Origin of the sequence: Chryseobacterium sp. CFS15, from assembly GCF_031118795.1 — a bacterium.
In the GTDB taxonomy this organism is placed as follows: Bacteria; Bacteroidota; Bacteroidia; order Flavobacteriales; family Weeksellaceae; genus Chryseobacterium; species Chryseobacterium indoltheticum.
This window is the reverse complement of sequence record NZ_JAVHYL010000001.1, coordinates 102,624-122,192: the sequence shown is the minus strand read 5'-3', so window position 1 is coordinate 122,192 and position 19,569 is coordinate 102,624. Positions and strand designations below refer to the sequence as shown.

Below are 19,569 nucleotides of genomic sequence, written 5' to 3'. Positions count from 1 at the left end.
TAAACTTTTATTTAAAACCACTAATTTTGGTTATCAGCATATTTACCTATTATAAGCGGTGTTGCGGGCTTCAGGTTCTTTTTATTTTCGGGATTAACACCACCCACTGTAAAAAAATCAACTTTATTTTGAAATTTTGAATAGTAAACCTCGTAAGCGTCATCAATAGAAAGTGTATCTGTTCTCGTTATTTTTTTAAAATATTTAAACTTAACTGAATCTAGTACTAACACTTCGTGTTTAGGATTTAGATCAACTGCAGTAGTTAGCCGATACTCTGTTCCGTTCCAATACATATGATCTTTCTTTTGGAAACATCCATTGAATTGAGCGAAAGAACCGCCAGCAATCAATACGCTGATGAAACCTAAACTCATCCCCTTATTATTTCTAATAAAATCCGGGATTTTTATAATATTCTGAATGTTTACATGTAATCCTCCACTTAATATCTTCGATAGATCTTGTAGTCCAAAAGGTCTGTGTATAGATCCACCAGTTTCCTTGTCAAGAATAAAATCATTCGGATTACTAAAATGCTCAAAACAACTATATCCAAGGTATTTACTGAATGAGTTCAAGATATATGAATCAATCTCTCTGCTTTCTTTTTTAACATTTTCTGATACAAAGGCATCATAATAACGTATGAGTGTACGCTCTGAAATTTTAAAGTCTAACTTTTCCTCTAGCTTGATAACTAAATACTCAGACAAACCATTTTTTTTACTCTTACCAGACTCCTGTTTTGCTTTATCGAAGACTTCCTGTATCAGTTGTTTTTTTGTAGACATACATGATTATTAAGTTATTACAAAAAAAGCGATTATTTTTCATAATACACTGCGGGATACCGTAAAATGACATTTTCAATCGATAAATAAATTTTTATCGAATTTTTTTCTGACTATTTATTTGTAGATGTCAAATCTTTGTCACACGCTGTCAGAGATCTGTCAATGTTTTAGCCTCTATCTCATCGTTACTTTGCCATAGAAATCAGTGAGAAACTAAACAAACATCAACAATCTGATTTCTGAATATCTGAGAAAACGGAGGATTCATCTCCGGGTTGGGAAGCAGAGGTTTCTCTTTCGTTTTCAAGGGTTTCACTTCCCAAAATTTAAGAAGCGCTTCTTTTTTCAAAAACGTGTAACACCGCCTGCAATCAGTTTTGCGGGGAAGAACACCAATGTCAATTTTTAAATTTTAAAACAGTGATACAACTCTTATTAATGCTATTAGGCTTAGCATTCGGAAACCAAAATGGAAATACATGTAATAACAACGGTACGAATAACGTAGAAATACAGTCTGGCGGTACAGGAACCGGGTTTGATCCCGGCACAGGAACTGGAGGAGATGATGGGACTGGAGGGCCAGGAGGACCGATTGGAGGAAACACAGGTCAGACGCCACCTCCGACACCAAGACCTTAATTAATTTAAAGAAGACAGATTGCATAGATCTGTCTTTTTTTATAATTTGCAATCAAACTAACTTACTGTGAAAAATGCTTTTAACCTATTCATCATACTTTTCATTTTACAGAACTGTTTCGAAAAAAAGAAATCCGAATATATCTTTGGTCAAGATAATTTCTACTATGCTAATGCACGCAAATTTCGTGAGAAAGGCAAAACAGATTCGGCATTTTATTATTACAACTTAGCAACGGATGAATATCTTAAAATTAATGATTCTTTAGGAGCTTCAAAATCTCTTATCAACATGGCCATTATCCAATGCAATAATGGAGATTATTTTGGAAGCATTGAAACTTCGCTAGAAGCAAACAGTTTTTTGGAAGCAAAAACCGATAGCATTTCAAGAGGATTTCTCGCAAGTAATTTTAATAATTTAGCGGTTGCATCAAATAGTCTTAAAAATTATGACGAAGCAGAAAAATTTTACAAGCTTGCTTTAAATAATGCAACGGAGCTGCAGAATAAATATGTTTATTATAATAATGTTGGCGACGTATTAATAACAAAAGGCTTATATAAAAAAGCATTACCATATTTAGATATTGCATTAAAGACAAACGATAGTTTGAGTTATGCTCGAGCACTAAATAATTGGGCTCGTGCAAAATTCTTAGACAATCATAATTTTAATCCTATTCCCCACTATCACAAAGCTTTTAATATTCGATTAAACAATGGCAATACCATTGATTTGAATTCTAGCTATGCGAATTTATGTGATTATTACAAAGAAATTGATTTCGACATCGCCTTGAAGTTCGCAAAAAAAATGGAAAATGCTGCGATAAAAGCTAAAAGTTCACAGGATCAATTACAAGCTTTGAAAAGATTAATTATGCTGGACAAAAAAAATTATCAGCAGAATTTTCGACTTTTTACTGAGCTTACTGATCAAGTTCAATTAAATGGCAATAGAGCTAAAAATCAGTATGCATTGATACGCTATGGTGTAGAAAAAAGTAAAGCTGAAAATAGCATCCTTAAAGTTGACAAACTTGAATCTCAAAAAAAACTGATTTATTTAGTTATTGCAGTAGTTGGATTACTCACCATAATTATCATTGGTAACATATCTTATAAGAAAAGAAGAAAAAGACTTGAACAAGAAAAAGAATTAGAAGTAAAAAATACCGAATTAAAATATTCCAAAAAAGTTCATGATGTAGTAGCCAATGGAATCTATCAGGTGATGATAAAATTGGAGAATAATCTGGATATCGGCCGGGATGAAACACTGGATGATTTGGAATATGTGTATAACCGATCCAGAAATATATCCTATGACAGTGCTGAAAATAATACTGAATCTGAAAATTTCTATGTAAAGATTAATAAACTACTGGGATACTTTTCAAGTAATGATGTTGGTACCATTTTAATTGGTAATGAGATTGAGGTTTGGAAAGATATTTCTGATGCTAATAAGGCTGAAGTGTATCAGGTTTTACGTGAATTGCTGATTAACATGAAAAAGCATAGTGAGGCAGATCGTGTCACTTTGAGATTCGAAAGAACTTTTGAAAAAGTCAAAGTTTTCTATTCTGATACAGGAATTGGAATCAATGATGAAACTATTTTGAAAAATGGTGTGCGTAATATGGTAAACCGTATTGAAAATATGGGTGGGTCTATTACTTTTGAAACTCAAACTGAAAAAGGACTGGAGGTAAACTTTTCTTTCCCTATTTCATAAAACAAAAAATACTATGTTTAAAAAAGTTTTAATCGCAGAAGATCATGAAATTGTCAATTTATCTGTACAAAGGACAGCTGATGAATTAAAAATTCCAGTAGTAGACTATGTGCATTATTGTGATGATGCTGTAGAAAAAATTAAAAAAAGTTTAAGGGAAAACAGTCCCTACGATCTTCTTATTACTGATCTTTACTACGATACCGATCATAGAGAACAAAGAATAAAGGATGGTCGAGAGATGGTTAATGAAATCCGTAAAATCCATCCTTCTCTAAAAGTAATATTTTTTTCTGCTGAAAATAAGTCAGGAATAATAGATTCGCTATTCAATGATTATAAAATCAATGGCTACGTCAGAAAAGGAAGAAATGATGGAAAAGAATTGAAGAAGGCGATTGCTTCTGTGTTTGATGGTGAAAACTATCTAGCTCTTGAAGCGAGACAAGACGTGAAAAAATTAAACAGTTATGAATTTTCTTCTTTCGATGTTACTTTAGTTTCCCTTCTTTCTCAAGGAATCCTACAGAAAAATATTCCTACATATCTAGCAAATAATAATATAAAGCCTAACAGTCTTAGCAGTATAGAAAAGAGATTGAATGTTCTGAAAGAAGAATTGGGAATTAATAACAATGAACAACTTATTGCATTCTGTAAGGATTTGGGAATCATCTAAAAATTATGAGATTTTATAAGTTCCCATAAACTTTCTAATGTATAAAAAAGTTTTTCTTTTATGAATATCCGTAATTAAAGCTACTATTATCTAAATACTTTTGAAATGTTAATCGATAAAAATTAAAATTTTATGAAAAAGTATTATGTAAACAAAAATGCTCAAAGCAATGGAGATCACGAGGTTCATCAAGAAAGTTGCAGGTATCTTCCTTTGTTGGCCAATCGTCAGTATCTAGGAGAATTTTCAACATGTGAAAGTGCAGTGAACGAAGCTAAGCGATATTACAATCAATCAAATGGTTGTAAAACATGCAGCCCAACTTGTCATACAAAGTAAACTTAAACACTTCGACATGAAAAAATGATCTTCGACACTGTGCTGTGGGACTTTTAATACCTGTAAGCAGAAATTCTCAAAACGACAACTTCGGAATTTTCTAGCGTTCAACAGAAGAAAAGAAATCTAAATGCCGTAAAAATACTGCAAAAAAACAGCTTCTAAAGGGCGTACCTACAACGGATATCCTCTCATTGTAGATCCCTCTGGTAGCTATTATTACCCTGGAAACAGCAAGGAGTATATAGAACTTTCCTATTGCGCAAGCTGCAATTAATGTATTTGAAATCAGTCCTCAGTTTTTGGGGGCTGATTTTCTTCTCATTCTTCAGAAGTATCATATTTTCAACCAATCATCTCTTATTATGGTAAACCATAATTTTTAGATAGCCTTTGTTATTAATTTTGAACACAGAATAATAACCCACTAAAAATTCGATACCATGACAACAATTGTACAGGATTCTTTATCTGACGCAGATGAAATTCTATCAAGAATAAAAACTGAACTTCTCAATGCTCAATCAGAGATATTGGTGGCAATGGCTTGGTTTACCAATCCAGAACTTTTTGATATCCTGGAAAAAAAGGCCGCTGAACAAGTGAACATTTCGTTGATTATTTCTGATCAGCCTGACAACGAAAAGTTGAATTTTGAATCATTGCGCAAAATGGGCGTAAAGTTCAATCGCATTAAAAATATAGGATATGGTATGATGCACCTTAAATTCTGTATCATTGACAGACAGATTGCAATATCTGGATCATACAATTGGTCAAATAATGCAAAAAATAACCACGAGCAGGTGTTAGTAACAACTTTCCCTAAAACGGTCGATGAGTTGGTGACTACATTTTTCAAGATTGAAAACAGAATCGAGAAAATTAACAATGGAATCAGTATGGAAGATATTGAAAAAGAGGAGCAATCAGAATGGAAAGAAAAGTTAAATGACTCTTCTGAAATACCTACACTTTCAAAAAAAGAAGAGTTGAGTTTTCAGGAGAAATCATTAAAAGACTTTCAGGATGTTTTAACCAATATTATTGCCACTGAAGTAGGATCTTTTGATAAAAATCTTCTTAAAGCAAATGCATATCAGAGAGCGAACGAAAACCAAGGTGACCACCAGATTTTACCACAAGCTCTCGATAGTTTGTACTCTAATTTTATCAACGATATTGAAGTCATTGAAGAAAAAAAAACTCGCCTTAAAACAAAAATAGAAGAACAGCAAAAATTAAGTATCGGAAATGTAGAAATCAGAACAGAAAATGAGATTGAGAGCCTTACATCCAGACTTAATGCTGAGACTAAAAATGCACAGGATCTGATTAATACGTTGGACAAGTCTACCGATGAGAAAAAGTTTACCATTAAATCCAATACAGATACCCAAATTCCTTTTCTTCAAAATAAAATAGAATTAGTAAGAAAAAAAATCATTGATCTTAAAACAGATATTGTTAAGCCTCCTCTGAATGTTTTTTTAATGACAGTACTAGGAATTTTATGTACTGCAATCCTTGCATATATCTTTGTATTTTATTCATCTGTAGCATATATATTTATTTTCTCAAAGGAAGACACTATGGCTGTCTTAGATAGTGGAGCTATGCCAACATCTACTGAAGTTTTTGACCCTAATGCCTTTACTAAAGCTTCTTCTAAAGGATTTGGCGGAATACTATTTTTGATTCTATTTGTGTTTATTCCCATTGCTCTTGGAATGATGAATTTATTTTTAAAGAATTCCAAGTCACAAAATTCAGCAGAAAGTCCAGTGAATAATAGATGGTATATAGAATCTTACGTCGGCATTCCTTTAATTATTATTGTTGATAGCTTCATGGCATATAAAGTAGCAAGAAATATAGATGAAATTAATTATCTCACAAACCAGACTGATCGTAAGATGTCGTTCTCTGAAATAATTTTTTCTGAAAACTTTTGGCTTGTATTTATTCTTGGGACTTTAGGTATCTATCTTTTAAAATTAATTGTAAACAAAATATATTCTTTGATTCACGAACGCACTACAACTCATCAACAGCAAAAAATAAAGTTTTCTATTGAAAATTTCGAAAATGAAATTGCGGAATTTGAAAATCAGATTATGGCAGTTAAAAAAATAAATGATGGTTTAAGCATCGAGATTCTTGCGATGGAAAGAGATAAAAAAGAATATGAAAAATTAGCTCAAAATTTACCATTAGAATGCAATAGAAAAATTGGCACCTTACGCAATGCCTTTTTATCATTCAGAGAAAAAGTCGAAAATCTATCGCAAATTTTTAAAAGTCAGGTAGATAATGATAAGCTACCGGTTTCTAGAGCTGAAATGGAAAATAGAATTAATATTTTCATGGAAGGATGGAGTAAATACTTGTACGAACTATTTGCTGTAAAAAAAGCAGAAATTAAAACATCTGAAGCCATTAACGAATGTGAAAGTTGGTTGAGTGGGATCAGCCTTCAGAAAAATTTAACTACCGATTTTGCACAAAACTAATTTATAAAAATGAAAAAATCAACATATTATATATTTCTTGTGATATCATTACTGACAACTATCTTATGTTGTAAGGAAGACGATCAAATTAAATACACATATAAAACAAATTATAATATACTTCTAGTTCCTGATTTATCCAATAGGATTAATCAATCTATTCATCCTAAGCCCCTCCAAGATACAGTGATTATAAACACGGTACTAGACGGTATTCCTCAATTTTTAAAAATAGGTAATCGAAGCATAAATCAATTAGATATTTATAAAATTGACTTTATTAACCGTGGGATTTTAAATGAGAAAACATTTAATAATTCTACTTTTGAAATCAGTTTTTTAAAATTTAAAAATAAACTTAAGGAGGCTTCTGAATATAAAAGAAATCAGTTAAAACCAGATATTTTAACATTAAAAAAAGAGACTACAAAAATATATTCTTATGCCTCAATCCAGAGTTCAGGATCAGATGTCTGGAACTACTTTAATGAAACGATACACTCCTCACTATCAAGCCAGATTGATACAGTAAAAGTCTCAAATTGTAATAGAATCATCTCTAAAACAAAAAATAAGGTTGTCTTATTAACGGATGGATACATTGAAACAATAAACAAAACAGCGGGCTATCATCTTAATCAGGATCTAATTATAAAAGTGAGAACTGAATTTCTTAAAAGTAAATCAAATGACTTGCAAAAGTTCATCCTGTCCAATACTCAATTTTTAATTAAAAAAATAAACAATAATCTAAGAAACACAGATGTTTTGGTTTTAGAAGTTACAGACAGATCTTTAGACATCAATGGCGTAGCAAAATATCATCCTACCGACTTGGAAATTATCAAGATTATCTGGACAGATTGGTTGATCAAATCCGGAGCAGATCGTGTACAAATACATGCAGCTTTATCCAACAGGAAAGATGTTCATACTATCTTGAAAAACTTCATAGAAAATAAATAAAATTTTCAATAACTCAACAAAACATAGTAAAAACTATCATCATGGCTTGGTCATATAGAAAAAGAATCAAAATTGTACCTGGTGTACATCTAAATTTCAGCAAAAGAGGCATATCAACAAGCATTGGAATAAAAGGAGCTAGTTTAAATTTCAGTTCTTCAGGAACCAGATTAAACACGAGCGTTCTGGGCTTCTCGAATTCATATAAAATTTCAAACTCGTTATCACAAAGATCTCAACAACCACAATCTTACCCACTTCCTGTACCTAATACTAATCAAAATCTCTCTGATAATATTTTTAGTGCTGATGTACACGAAATCACATCGCAAGATATGTCAGGAATTAAAGAATCTATATTGGTAGCCCAAAGGCAAAAAACTGAATTAGAAACAGATTTAAAGAAAATAAAGAAAGCATTAATCTTTTCTAAAACAAAAAAGATTGTAAGCTATATTTTGATTTACGGTTTTATTGATAAAAAAGTGATTCAAACAATCAATCAAGATATTATTGCTCAAAAAGAGGCCATCATTGAAACACAAATTGTCATTGATAACTCTGCAATTAATATTGATGTTCAATTTGATGATCCAACAAAAAGAAAGTACGAGCGTTTTTATAATGCATTTAAAAACTTAAGTAAATCTCATCGTATTTGGGATATTACGGGTGCACATTTTCAAGATCGTGTTGCAGCAAGATCTAACGCTAGTACATTGGTAAACAGAAGAGAAATAAAAGTAGGCTTAAAATCACTTCCAATAATAAAATCTAATTACGAAGCTTTATATTTCCAAAATATAAATGGAGCAGATTTTTACTTCTATCCCACTTTTGTAATGATGTTTACCAATAATCAAAACTTTGCAATCATTGGAATCGATGAGCTAAATCTGATCAGTACATCCGTCAGCTTTACTGAAACATCCTCGGTTCCGAGAGACTCTAAAATTATCAGAAAAACATGGGCAAAGGTTAATAAAAATGGTACCCCTGATAAGAGGTTTAAAAATAATTATCAGATACCTGTTGTTCAATATGGCAGAATACATTTATCGACTTCAACTGGTGTGAATGAAGAATATCAAATGAGCAACTATGAGTTTACTCAAGAATTTGGAGATGCATTTAAGGAATATAAAATTTTATGTAAATCAATTGGTACTAGCAGCTATTGAAAACTAAATAAAATTTAAATAAGACAAAATGAAGACTTGCCTCAGATCCCTGACGATCATATGATTGCCAGCAAAATTTTTAGAGTAGAATTTAGTTTTAAAAGTATCTCTATAAAAAATTCTAACTCTTCGCAACCTTTTTTCAAAAACATAGAAAAGCCAAAGCCCGGCAATGTTTTAGAAATGGGGTTGCTCCAAACTTTGCAAAAATGCATTTCCGACCAAAGGGAGGAATTGCATTTTTGCCGCCCGATCTTCATCAGCCATCTATTTTTTTTACTCCAACAAAACAACCTGCAAAGTCAATCGACTTTGTAGGTTGCTAAAAATTGTCATTCAATGTAATTCTTTCTTTTCCTCTACACCTTCAAAAAGCTTTTAAATCTTCCCTATTTCTTCTTCGGATTCTTAAACGAAAACTCAATCTTCCTCGTTCTCCAATCAAAACTCATATAACCCTGATATGTCTTTCCATCCTTATTCACCAATCCACTAATATAAGCCATCTCCCCTATCTTCAACTTATCCATCTGCCATTTACGAAGATACTTCCCTCTGAAAACAGTAGGAACTTCCTTCCCATAATTAGCTTGAACAACTCCACCATCAAAGCCCTTCAAATTCTTCTCAAACAAAAATTCAATCCACTGCTTATCCGTATTAAACTGGACCGTGGCAGAAAAAAGCCTTCCCTTCTTCGACAACATATTTTCAATAAACAAAGGTTTCCCATCACGCAGAATCTTCACTTGATCCAAATTCAAGGTCACCCCGCAAATCACCGCAGGAATCCTGACAAACTCCATCCTCAAAGGAATCAATTCATTTGTCAGCCTGTCCATGCTAATCAGCGAAGGAACCACTTCCTCTGTCCACGGATCAACAAGACCCACTATCCTGCCCATATTCCCTGACTTCAACAAGTTCAACTCATCCTCCTTCGTAAACTTATGCCCCATAAACTTCTCTTTAAAATTTGGTTTCTCAAGAACCCTGTGAATGCGAACAACTACTTCCCCACGATCATCCAACCTTAACTGCAACCGTACATCGGCCATACTCACAGACTCTCCATCACTCAGCGGTATCGACATCAACATCGGAGTCTTATATCCTTTCAACAAAGATTCCAACGCACATATATTTTCCAACTTTTCCCGATCAAGACCTATCTCAGCCAACGAGTCCCACGGCACATCTTCAATTTGATAGCGATAATGAGAACTATGATTGCTTACAGATGACTCATTATTAAAACCACTGTTCACAACAGAAGACTCCCTGTGTATATACTTTTTATTTCTGATAGTATCAACCGCCTCAATAGAAACTTCAAACTCTCTTAAATCCTGTTTCTCTACATCCGAAGAGCCATCAATATACTCCTGCAAACCTCTCGCTGTTTCCTGCGCCTCATATTCCCTCACTTTAAAAAACGAATACTCCGCAGGATTCTTCAGCTGATGATAAAAATCTGCATAGAAGTCCATAAAAGAACCTGACGAAGAATCAATCCGCATGACCGTATCAACTAAGCTACTGTCTGGTCTAACATCTATTAAATTTCCATATTGATTGACAGCCTGTACAATTCCAACGGAATTACTACTATGACGAAGTACCAGTAAAGTGCTGACTTCTGAAATTGCTGTATGGTTTCCTATATTATTCATAATGATGATATTTTTATTTTTAATATTTTGATTGTATTTACTATTATAATTTTCATAAAGGATGATTAGTTCGCAGAGAGCCTGTCGCTCTGCTATTTGCTCTAAAGAAACCCTATTGAAATGCTTTAAAGCTATTTCAAAATCTTGCCGTAAGCCGACATTTAAAGCGGTAGACCGAGCCCTTTGCCAGTTTATTTGGGAGTATGTTTGTAGATCCTCTATTGATATTTCTTTCCTGTCAGGTCTTCATTTCTGGTATCAACTACATACAGTACTGCAAATTTTCCAGAAATTTCTTTCCTCTTTTCGACTCTACAAATGCATTGCGTATTTTTGCAGCTCGATCTTCTCGATTTGATCCCGACCAACTTTTCAGATAACGAACACTATTGAGAAATTCATCAGAAATCCCAAACTGAAGGCAAAGCAGCATTGAACCCATTTCGGCTGTTAATTCCTCAAAAGAATAACTTGCTTTATCATCATACCCGTGCAGATTTCTGTTAAGTCTGTTCTCGTGCCCGGTCCAATGTAAAATCTCATGAAACAGAGTGCTGTAATATTTTGAAGCCGAAATAAAATATTGCTTTTTCGGAAGCATTACAAAATCAGATTCCGGAGAATAAAAAGCAATTTCATGAATAGAATAACGCAAATTTAGATTTCCGTTTTTGATGATACGGTAAACGAACGTTTCGCAATTTTCCATTTCTAAAATTTCCGATTTTTCGTGATCTTCAACTTCAAAACTGTTTTTAATTTCTTCTAAATTTTCGATCTGTTCAGCATTAAAAACAGTATAATTTCTGGCACATGGAATTTTTAAAACATTCCTTTTTTCATCATCATTCATCTTTGCCACAACTTCTGCACTGATCAATTTTCCGCTTTCCTTATCTTTAAAAACATAGGTGAAAAATTCGATTAAGCATCCCTTTGAGCCCTTCTTTAATCGTCCTCCAGCTTTCGCAATACTGTTAAATGTTGCATATTTTGCCGATGAAAATTTCTTAACCATCGTATCCAAATAAAGCGCTAAAATATTGTAGCCCTGGTAAGGTGTCCCAGTAAATAAATTTGAGGGGTATACAGCGCTCAGGTCGCTGTACATTTCCCAGTCTTTTGCATTGACTTTATCAAGGTTCTCTAAAATTCTCTCAATGAATAAATCAGGTTTACCTTCCTTTTTGCCAGTTGAAACTTTTTTGTTTTCTGTAATATTTTGCATGATGTTACTTTTTAAATTAATATTAAATTGCTTTGAAACATTTCATTTTGATGAGTCTTTATCACAAATGACCCTCATCCAGAAAAGAGCAATAATGCTCAGAAGTCAGAATAATGTGATCGAGTAAAGAGAAGTCTAAGAACTTTGCAGCTTCTTTGATTTTCTCCGTTATTTTAATATCTTCTATTGAAGGCTTTAGATTTCCCGAAGGATGATTATGACAAACAATAATTGCGCTTGCATTGCATAACAAAGCGCCTTGCATCACAATTCTGACATCCACTAACGTGGAACTGATTCCGCATTCTGATATTTTTTTGATGCCTAACACTTTATTTTTCTGGTCTAGATACAATGCGTAAAAACTTTCTTTGTAGTCGATTTGTTCCGCATCAAAATGGGCTCTGAACACTTCCGAAACATCATAGGAACTCACAACTGTTTTATCTATGTTCCCTTTTCTTGAATAGCTCAATTTAATTTCGTTGATAATATTATAATTCATCGTATTTGCTCCGTGTGCGGCGGAGACCTGTTTTTCCCGCACCTGCTGTTAAAAACTCTGTTAATTCTGTAAATTGCAGATTGAAGGAAATTTTGATCTTTTCTATTCTTTTACTTCGGGTCATATCATTTTAAACTGATTTATGCCAAGAGAATAAGGATGATCTAAATTTCAATGAACTGCATTTGCATCTTGTGAGGTTTCTGACTTTTCTATGCAGATTACCATTCAGGCAGGCACAAGGAAAACTGCAATCAATTCCATGAAAACAATAAGAAAGCACATTGATAAAGCTTGAAATATTTTTGTGGAGGGTTTGGAAAGCTCTGCTTTACGGATACCCAAAAAGATTTTTTTCCGCAGAGACTACGGGATATATTTGCTATAGAAAATTAGATAGCCTCAAAGACAACTGTTTAATAAAAATTTTGATATTAGCTTATAAAGTAAAAATCTAACGGACTACAATTTGCTCAGTACATTATTTAAAATATTTAGCAGTGAATATAATTTCTTTTGAAAACGACATCCCTCAGGAAACATTCGATAAAAACGCAGAAAATTTAAAAATGGCTCAGCTCAATCTTTCAGATTTCAATAAAAGAATGGGTAAAGATTATGATCTTGTTTGTAAGTTTACAAACGGTCATCCTCGTTTTTTCTTAAAACAAGACTTGAGATATCCTGAAAATACAAACACCATAGCAAGTCAGATTAATTGGCTTCTAAACTGGAAAAGAGAAATTAATGACAGAATCTACTTTCAAATATTTTTCAACGATATCGAAAGAGAATTTGAAAAAATTGACCATTATCATTCCCCATATGTTGAAAAGGATAAAGTATATGATAAATTGGTCGAAAATTTCAAAAAGAAATATACGGAATATGCACCTTTAGGTTTTCTAAATCAAGAAGATGAAAATTATATAAAGGAAGAAATAAATAAAAAATTCTTGCAACGCATAGTTTAGCAATAAAACCATAATATATACCACCCCTTACAAATTGTGTGATTTTTTCGAATTAATTACAAAGTTGGATTGGCAACAACCTTGAGAGTGTAATCTTAAGAAAAATATTTGTGATGTACCAATTTAAAAAAATACCAAGCATTAAGCTACAGTTATCTAATTTGTAAAGATCAATATTCTGCATTTTAAAGAGTGTAACTTAACCCGAGGTATTAATCATTATACAAATTGTCAAAAAAACTGTACGATTTAAAACCCTTATCAAATCATTCATAAAAAATAAAGATTAAAATCTATGTGTAGACCAATTCTATATTATAAACTTGTTTAAACTTTTTATTTAACCACAAAAGAGGCAAAATATTTAGATACTTTTATCTAAAGTTGATGAGTACAAAGAAAAAAAACACACAAAAAATCTTTAAAAATCTTTGATTTTTTATTCTTTTGAGAACTTTGATAATCTAATAATAGCTTTATAATTATCTTTTGTTCCTTTTGTGGTTAAATTTTAAATTAGTTTAAACAGCTTTTATAATAAATTATATTTGGGAGAATCCGATAATGTATAAAATGAGTAACTGATCAAACCACTCAACTTATGACTGATAAAATCATTACAGCCTGGAATTTTTCCAATACAGATAAAAACCTTTTATCTCGAAACAAAGAATATAGAATTGAATATGAAATACTGAATGAAATTGCAATGGGCGCACCTCTTGGTGGAATTTCATACTTAACTTTCAAAGACAAAATAGTAACAATTAATGACTGGACATCGGGACCTGTGTTATGGAGTGATAATAGTCAAAAAATTGCTTTACCGATATGGACCGAAAACAGAAAACAGAAAATCTTGATTGTTGATGTCAATACACTAGTAGCGACGTTATATAAAAAAGAATTCAGGGTTTTACATTTTGAATCATTTAAAGGGAATCGACAGCCCTCTGTACAAGCCGGCCATTTTAAATTTCAACTTAAATTCCCAAGAAGTTGCTGAAATACAAAACTTAAATCCGAGATAAAGAACAGCTATCAGTAGAAACTGAAAAATCCTCAACGTAAAGCTGAGGATTTTCATTTTCAATTAATATAATGATGAATGTTGGTATTTCCTTATACACAAATTATATGCCAAAACGATAATAATTATAGATTCCTTCTATGTAAATTCAATTTATTGAGAACTTGTTTCAAAAATTCAAGTAAAGTATAGAATCAAAGTTTGTATTAAATTATTTACTTCATCTGAATTTTTAATGCAGAATAAAAACTAAATTTTCTTTAAAATTTCATATATATGCAATGCCGGACATTTTATCTCCCCACAACACAATTTAGAATTGAACAATACGACCAATCAGTATGCTATGGAAACGAAAATAGTGGTAGAAATAAGTAATAAATCCATTACTCCTGTGGAAATAAAGAATATTACCACTTTTTTGAGATTACGTCTTTCAGTTCTTCATGTTCCAAACTAAGGTTGGCAAACATCTTTTTCAAGAGATTATTCTCTGATTCCGGTTAATTAATTTTTGCCAGTTCTTTGGTAGAATTAATCCCGCTGAATTTCTTTTTCCAATCGTGCAAAATCTGATAATGAAATCCATATTTCCGACAATTCTTTTGCTGTTTGTCCCGACTCATATTTAAAATAGCCAAAATTTGGCTGTCTGTAAATATACTCGTTCTCATAACGCAAAATTAATCGTTTTTTGTTAATAATTTTAGGGTTATAAAATGTCCGGTTTTAAGACGATTTACAGTAGCTTACAAAAATAAAGCCTCGCAAATTGCGAGGCTTTTCATCTTCAAAGGAACGAGCATGACCCTCGCACCAGTGTGGGAGAGACTATACATATATTTCTTCGGGATTCTCCAGATACAAATCTATAAATTCACTAAAAATATTAGCAATAATTCTATATTCACTTCCGCAAAAGATAAAAATTCTATTTATAGAAGATAATGTATTGGATAATTCTATTCCAAAAGAGTAAAAATTAAATTCATAGTTTCCAAAAATAAAAACATTTTCAAATTGTTGAAACTCTAATTTGTTATAGTCTGATACTCCGTTCCAGTCTTTAAATTCATTAAATATTCTATTAATACTATAAAATTCATATAAATTATCTAATGGCATATCATTGCTCCCATTTATTAATAAAAAATATTGCTTAAGATCTGATGGAATTAATATTTTATTATTATTTTGAAATTCATTTATTTTTAAATCATTAGCGGTCATGAAGTTAATTTTTAATATGCAACTTCGGGAAGATTGTTGAAATATTTAAATATTTTCTGATAGTTAATAAGTCTTTGGTCATTTTGATTTTCAATATTTTCATTTAATTGATAAAAAAACAGATCATTATCTTTTTTGATTAGTCCAATATATCTATTGCAATCAAAACAATTATTGCAGATATTTAATACTCCTATTGGCTCAAAATCACTAAATAAATTAACTACATCCATTTCGTTTATTTCAACTTTTTTCACACTACTTATTTTACCATTGGTTACTTCTTTATATTCCCATAAATCTTCACTTTTTTTCCATCTTTTAAAACTATAATTTAAATCTCCGCTCTTATCCTTTATGACTATAATATCATACTTATTTTTTGATTTATAAAAATCTTGAACTTCGTTATTTAACTTTAAGTCCTGAAATGTAAAATCAATACTATTACCTCCGGTAATGATCAAACATTTATCAATCTGATCTTTGTACTGAGCCTGACAAGTGAAAAATGATAAGAAAATTGAAAATATTAAAATATGTCTACTTATATGTTTACTTCTTTTTATAATATTCATATCCTGGTTTAATTACATTAATGTTTTTTGAGCTAATTTCTATCTTTCCTGAAAATGGATTTTTATAATAAGTGGTAATGTTATCATACGACTCTCTTAAAGGAAGTTTTGTACCTGAGGGATCTACTTGAGCTCTGATAATATTTTCAATATGTGAAGCTTCTGATTCTTCTTTTTGACTTACAGTAGAAATATGCTGCATTGATTTTAGAAAATGGTCAGTATCAAATATATTACCTTGATATTTTTCCTCTACTAAGCCTTGGTCAAATCTGATAGCGTGCCCTTCCTCATGACCAATTCCAATTATATTTGTTCCTAAATCAACACCACTAATTGTTGTGTCATTCAAGTCAAGATAAATATCTGTTCCACCTCCTTTTTGTTTTTCGTAACCATCTTTAGGCTTAACTTGCATAGGAATCATCTTTCCTTCAGAATCTTTTTCGTTTAAGTGAATAGTATGAACTTTATCAGAACCTTTTAAAATATTCCAATTCTGGCGAGCTTCTTCTGATTTACTATTTAGTTCTCGTTGTGTTTTTTTGAATTCTCTTCTTAATTCTCTATTTTCTTTTTTTGTCTTGTTAGGATCATTTGCATATTCAATTCGCATTCCGTCAGGATCAATAAATCTAATAGGATTATTAATTGCATACCCATATGGATTATGACGTCTGTAAATTTCCGCCAGTGGATCAATTACTCCCCATCTTCCAATATCTGGCATATAGAAACGTGCGCCGTAATCATACATTCCTGTCTCCTGAAGCTCCTTACCGTTGTACTTGTAGTTGTAATAACCACCCAAGTTCCCTTTTAATCCTCCAATATGATTAAGACCGAATGGATAGTAGTCATTTTTATCAGTGATTTCCAATGATCCATCTACCTTTTTTGTATAGCTTAATCTGGTATTTCCTAAATGATCCTTATATTGGTAAATATAACGATTTTCTGCAAAGCTGTAAAACCCTTCTGCTGTAGGTACAAAATTTAATCTCCATATTGGTGTGAGAGGAGGCTTGATACCCCCTCCTGGATCAAGAATAATGTCTTTCTTCTGATAAGCCTGCTCCTCAAAAGCAAACTCAGTACGACACCACTCGCAAGGTCCTACGGTTTCCTCATAACTGTAATGGAAGCCATCCAAATAATCAGTCACACTTGTAGTTGTAGACTGTCCTCTTCCACCTCCATTAATATATGATTTACGAAGCTTTACTCCATCTGCTCTATATAAGTAATTAATAGTGGTAGGTACCAGGAGCCCCACCATATTAATTTGGGGAATGGATAAAGTATTAGGTAGATTGAGATAATTATAACCGATGCTTTGGATGCTTTTATCCTTCATATTGGTCATATTACCATTAAGGTCATAATCTATTATATTATTTCCTCCTTCATAACCCGTACTGTTCAGCTGGTTTTCAATTATCTGAGTCAGGCGGTTTCCTATGTATTGATAATCCAGATCATCCACCATTGTTGCCGTAGGAGAGAATACCTGTGGAGCATTTCTCTTCAAACTGAGGATATTGCCATTTAGATCATAGGTCAGATATTCATTAAAATTATCATTCTGAGGATTGACTGCATCAGGCTCGGCATATAATCCGTTTTTTAACCTATTTAACCCATCATAAGTATAGTCATACCTTTTCAATATACCATCATAAGAGTTTCTCCAGTCTACTTCAGCAATATTACCATTGAATTTCCCTGTTGTCAAACTGGTATAAATAGGATCGGTATATTTAATTTTATAACCAAACAAATCTCCACCACTTAAATCAGCAGGATTGTTAATCTGCGTCATCCATCCTCGGATATTATACAGATAATCTACCTGCTGCAAGCCGTTTCCAGAGATTGTTCCACCCACTTTTTTGCTTTCCAGCTGCGAAAGCTCATTGTATTTATTCTGGGCAAGATATTCTATAGGGTTAGAGTCAACCTGGTGGGTATGGGTCAATAATCTGTTTTGATGGTCATAGATAAAGTTTTCGGTAATTACTCTTTCGCTATCACTATCCAGCCTTTTATGTTTAGTAATTACCATCTTTGGCGTTCCCGAAAAATCAAGCTCAGATTCTGTTTTGGTATAACCTCCCAAGTGATTGACAGAATACGTTCCGATGGCTCTTCCTTTCTGGTCATACCAGGTATAATTTTTTGTCCAGTTATCATCTTCAATATTTTTAACATAAGAAGCTACGGGTAAACTTTTGGTATTGACATTTAAACTTGAATCATCTGTTAACAACGGTAGATTAGTTACTGTAGGATTAAATGATGGTGTATAGGGAGGATAATTATCATAATAATTTACCGAAAGTATGGTTTCTATCTGCTGATACAAACCGTTGGTGTAATAAATCTGCATTCCGCTCATTGTAAAACCCTGTGCATCCCGGTTCTCAGTAATAACATAATTATTAGTAATCGTCTGTAATCCTGCTCGCGTTTGACCAGGAAGAGGCATAATTCCTGTATAAGCAACTCTGCCAAATTTATCATATTTTGTAACGAGCCATTTAGAAGCTGGTCTTAAATTAGCATCCTGTGTTGCTATAAGACGATCTGCTTTATCATACACAAAGTATTCCCAATCTTTTCCTGGAATCTTCTTTTCTACCAGTCTATTTCTACCATCGTATTTATATTGATAACAAAGATTATCAAGAACTGTGGAGGTAATTGCTGTTCCGGCACTTAGATTTTTAATTTGATCCACAGCTTTGGGAGATAAAACAAAAGCTAATTGGTCATAATCATTATAAACATAATAAATATCCGCACTCTCAGTAGCAGTAAGCATTTTTCTCACCAATACCACTTGTCCTGCTCCGTTTTTAAACTCTATTGTTTTGTTGCCGTCCTCGTCTGTTACTGTATTTTTATATAGCTGACCTATTGCATACGCAGTTGGTGATAAAACAATATCTGACACGAATGTGGAATAATTAAATGTGGCAGTATATTTTTTTACATCGCCGTCCGCATTGACGTCATAATTAAACTTTACGGGTTTATTACTCCAGGCTTGCCCTACTTGTTTTTGTTCTAAAACTCTGTCTAGTGGTGAATTTTCAAACTCCTTTTTAGCAAAAATAATTTCGTTGCCCAAAGGTGTATTGGGAGCATTTGAAAGCGGATTAGGAACAATAGCCCCGTTCATTGTTCCACCCTGAGGGACGGGAAGGAAATCTTTACTCTGTCTCCCGAATGAATCATATTCGAAGTGTGTCACTACATCTCTTCCCAAAGGTGATGCTTTTACATTAACTACCTGTTTTGGCCTTCCCAAACCATCAAAATACTGAATGGTTTCTATTTGCTTGTGAGTGGAACTTGATATAGTAACAGGTTCCAGATAGTTTCTGGTCTGTATGTAGTTTTCGGTATTGGTTGCTTGTGCATGATAAAAGCTTGTTACAAACAATCCGCTTATTGGAATGATTATTTTTTTCATGATTCAATAATTTTA

At 32.5% G+C, this 19,569-nt stretch carries 16 protein-coding genes; 8 read left to right on the top strand and 8 right to left on the bottom strand.

Annotation, left to right across the window (positions count from 1 at the left end):
• Positions 1 to 20: 20 nt before the first annotated feature.
• The gene (locus tag OH814_RS00585; protein WP_308826732.1) at positions 21 to 794 is read right to left on the bottom strand and encodes a hypothetical protein; all 774 of its coding nucleotides are present in this window, start codon (positions 792 to 794) and stop codon (positions 21 to 23) included.
• Positions 795 to 1,217: 423 nt separating this feature from the next.
• Here OH814_RS00585 and OH814_RS00580 point away from each other — a divergent pair, with 423 nt between their 5' ends.
• The 6 genes from OH814_RS00580 (at position 1,218) to OH814_RS00555 (ending at position 8,858) form a co-directional block, all read left to right on the top strand.
• A complete protein-coding gene (locus OH814_RS00580; protein WP_308826731.1) occupies positions 1,218 to 1,439 on the top strand; it encodes a hypothetical protein in 222 nt (73 codons plus the stop codon).
• 364 nt (positions 1,440 to 1,803) lie between these two features.
• Entirely contained in the window at positions 1,804 to 3,180 is a 1,377-nt protein-coding gene (locus OH814_RS00575; RefSeq protein WP_308826730.1) for an ATP-binding protein, read from the top strand.
• Between the two features lie 13 nt (positions 3,181 to 3,193).
• A complete protein-coding gene (locus OH814_RS00570) occupies positions 3,194 to 3,859 on the top strand; it encodes a response regulator (RefSeq protein ID WP_308826729.1) in 666 nt (221 codons plus the stop codon).
• Between the two features lie 782 nt (positions 3,860 to 4,641).
• Positions 4,642 to 6,711 (top strand): phospholipase D-like domain-containing protein, encoded by a 2,070-nt coding sequence (locus OH814_RS00565; protein WP_308826728.1) that lies wholly within the window; start codon positions 4,642 to 4,644, stop codon positions 6,709 to 6,711.
• A gap of 9 nt (positions 6,712 to 6,720) precedes the next feature.
• On the top strand, positions 6,721 to 7,677 hold the full coding sequence (locus OH814_RS00560) for a hypothetical protein (RefSeq protein ID WP_308826727.1): 957 nt from the start codon (positions 6,721 to 6,723) through the stop codon (positions 7,675 to 7,677).
• A 41-nt stretch (positions 7,678 to 7,718) separates the two neighbouring features.
• The gene (locus OH814_RS00555) at positions 7,719 to 8,858 is read left to right on the top strand and encodes a DUF4236 domain-containing protein (protein ID WP_308826726.1); all 1,140 of its coding nucleotides are present in this window, start codon (positions 7,719 to 7,721) and stop codon (positions 8,856 to 8,858) included.
• Between the two features lie 389 nt (positions 8,859 to 9,247).
• Here the strand turns inward: OH814_RS00555 and OH814_RS00550 are convergent, their stop codons facing one another.
• From OH814_RS00550 to OH814_RS00540, 3 genes are all read right to left on the bottom strand, one after another.
• On the bottom strand, positions 9,248 to 10,531 hold the full coding sequence (locus OH814_RS00550) for a DUF3945 domain-containing protein (RefSeq protein ID WP_308826725.1): 1,284 nt from the start codon (positions 10,529 to 10,531) through the stop codon (positions 9,248 to 9,250).
• A 262-nt stretch (positions 10,532 to 10,793) separates the two neighbouring features.
• A complete protein-coding gene (locus tag OH814_RS00545; protein ID WP_308826724.1) occupies positions 10,794 to 11,759 on the bottom strand; it encodes a zincin-like metallopeptidase domain-containing protein in 966 nt (321 codons plus the stop codon).
• A 61-nt stretch (positions 11,760 to 11,820) separates the two neighbouring features.
• A complete protein-coding gene (locus tag OH814_RS00540) occupies positions 11,821 to 12,264 on the bottom strand; it encodes a JAB domain-containing protein (protein ID WP_308826723.1) in 444 nt (147 codons plus the stop codon).
• Between the two features lie 500 nt (positions 12,265 to 12,764).
• Here OH814_RS00540 and OH814_RS00535 point away from each other — a divergent pair, with 500 nt between their 5' ends.
• Both OH814_RS00535 and OH814_RS00530 read left to right on the top strand, forming a co-directional pair.
• Positions 12,765 to 13,238, top strand: a complete 474-nt coding sequence (locus tag OH814_RS00535; protein ID WP_308826722.1) for a hypothetical protein — start codon at positions 12,765 to 12,767, stop codon at positions 13,236 to 13,238.
• Between the two features lie 601 nt (positions 13,239 to 13,839).
• Positions 13,840 to 14,244: a hypothetical protein gene (locus OH814_RS00530; RefSeq protein WP_308826721.1), complete on the top strand. Its 405-nt coding sequence runs from the start codon at positions 13,840 to 13,842 to the stop codon at positions 14,242 to 14,244.
• Positions 14,245 to 14,771: 527 nt separating this feature from the next.
• Here OH814_RS00530 and OH814_RS00525 read toward each other — a convergent pair.
• From OH814_RS00525 to OH814_RS00510, 4 genes are all read right to left on the bottom strand, one after another.
• Positions 14,772 to 14,942 (bottom strand): hypothetical protein, encoded by a 171-nt coding sequence (locus OH814_RS00525; protein WP_308826720.1) that lies wholly within the window; start codon positions 14,940 to 14,942, stop codon positions 14,772 to 14,774.
• 157 nt (positions 14,943 to 15,099) lie between these two features.
• A complete protein-coding gene (locus OH814_RS00520; RefSeq protein WP_308826719.1) occupies positions 15,100 to 15,498 on the bottom strand; it encodes an SMI1/KNR4 family protein in 399 nt (132 codons plus the stop codon).
• An 11-nt stretch (positions 15,499 to 15,509) separates the two neighbouring features.
• Entirely contained in the window at positions 15,510 to 16,076 is a 567-nt protein-coding gene (locus OH814_RS00515; RefSeq protein WP_308826718.1) for a hypothetical protein, read from the bottom strand.
• Positions 16,054 to 19,554: a DUF6443 domain-containing protein gene (locus OH814_RS00510; protein ID WP_308826717.1), complete on the bottom strand. Its 3,501-nt coding sequence runs from the start codon at positions 19,552 to 19,554 to the stop codon at positions 16,054 to 16,056. Before OH814_RS00510 ends, OH814_RS00515 begins: the two co-directional genes overlap by 23 nt.
• Between the last annotated feature and the right edge of the window lie 15 nt (positions 19,555 to 19,569).

Coding starts and splice junctions, on each gene's coding strand:
- OH814_RS00585 (WP_308826732.1), bottom strand. CDS start 794: ATGTCTACAAAAAAACAACTGATACAGGAAGTCTTCGATAAAGCAAAA.
- OH814_RS00570 (WP_308826729.1), top strand. CDS start 3,194: ATGTTTAAAAAAGTTTTAATCGCAGAAGATCATGAAATTGTCAATTTA.
- OH814_RS00565 (WP_308826728.1), top strand. CDS start 4,642: ATGACAACAATTGTACAGGATTCTTTATCTGACGCAGATGAAATTCTA.
- OH814_RS00560 (WP_308826727.1), top strand. CDS start 6,721: ATGAAAAAATCAACATATTATATATTTCTTGTGATATCATTACTGACA.
- OH814_RS00555 (WP_308826726.1), top strand. CDS start 7,719: ATGGCTTGGTCATATAGAAAAAGAATCAAAATTGTACCTGGTGTACAT.
- OH814_RS00550 (WP_308826725.1), bottom strand. CDS start 10,531: ATGAATAATATAGGAAACCATACAGCAATTTCAGAAGTCAGCACTTTA.
- OH814_RS00545 (WP_308826724.1), bottom strand. CDS start 11,759: ATGCAAAATATTACAGAAAACAAAAAAGTTTCAACTGGCAAAAAGGAA.
- OH814_RS00540 (WP_308826723.1), bottom strand. CDS start 12,264: ATGAATTATAATATTATCAACGAAATTAAATTGAGCTATTCAAGAAAA.
- OH814_RS00530 (WP_308826721.1), top strand. CDS start 13,840: ATGACTGATAAAATCATTACAGCCTGGAATTTTTCCAATACAGATAAA.
- OH814_RS00525 (WP_308826720.1), bottom strand. CDS start 14,942: ATGAGAACGAGTATATTTACAGACAGCCAAATTTTGGCTATTTTAAAT.
- OH814_RS00520 (WP_308826719.1), bottom strand. CDS start 15,498: ATGACCGCTAATGATTTAAAAATAAATGAATTTCAAAATAATAATAAA.
- OH814_RS00515 (WP_308826718.1), bottom strand. CDS start 16,076: ATGAATATTATAAAAAGAAGTAAACATATAAGTAGACATATTTTAATA.
- OH814_RS00510 (WP_308826717.1), bottom strand. CDS start 19,554: ATGAAAAAAATAATCATTCCAATAAGCGGATTGTTTGTAACAAGCTTT.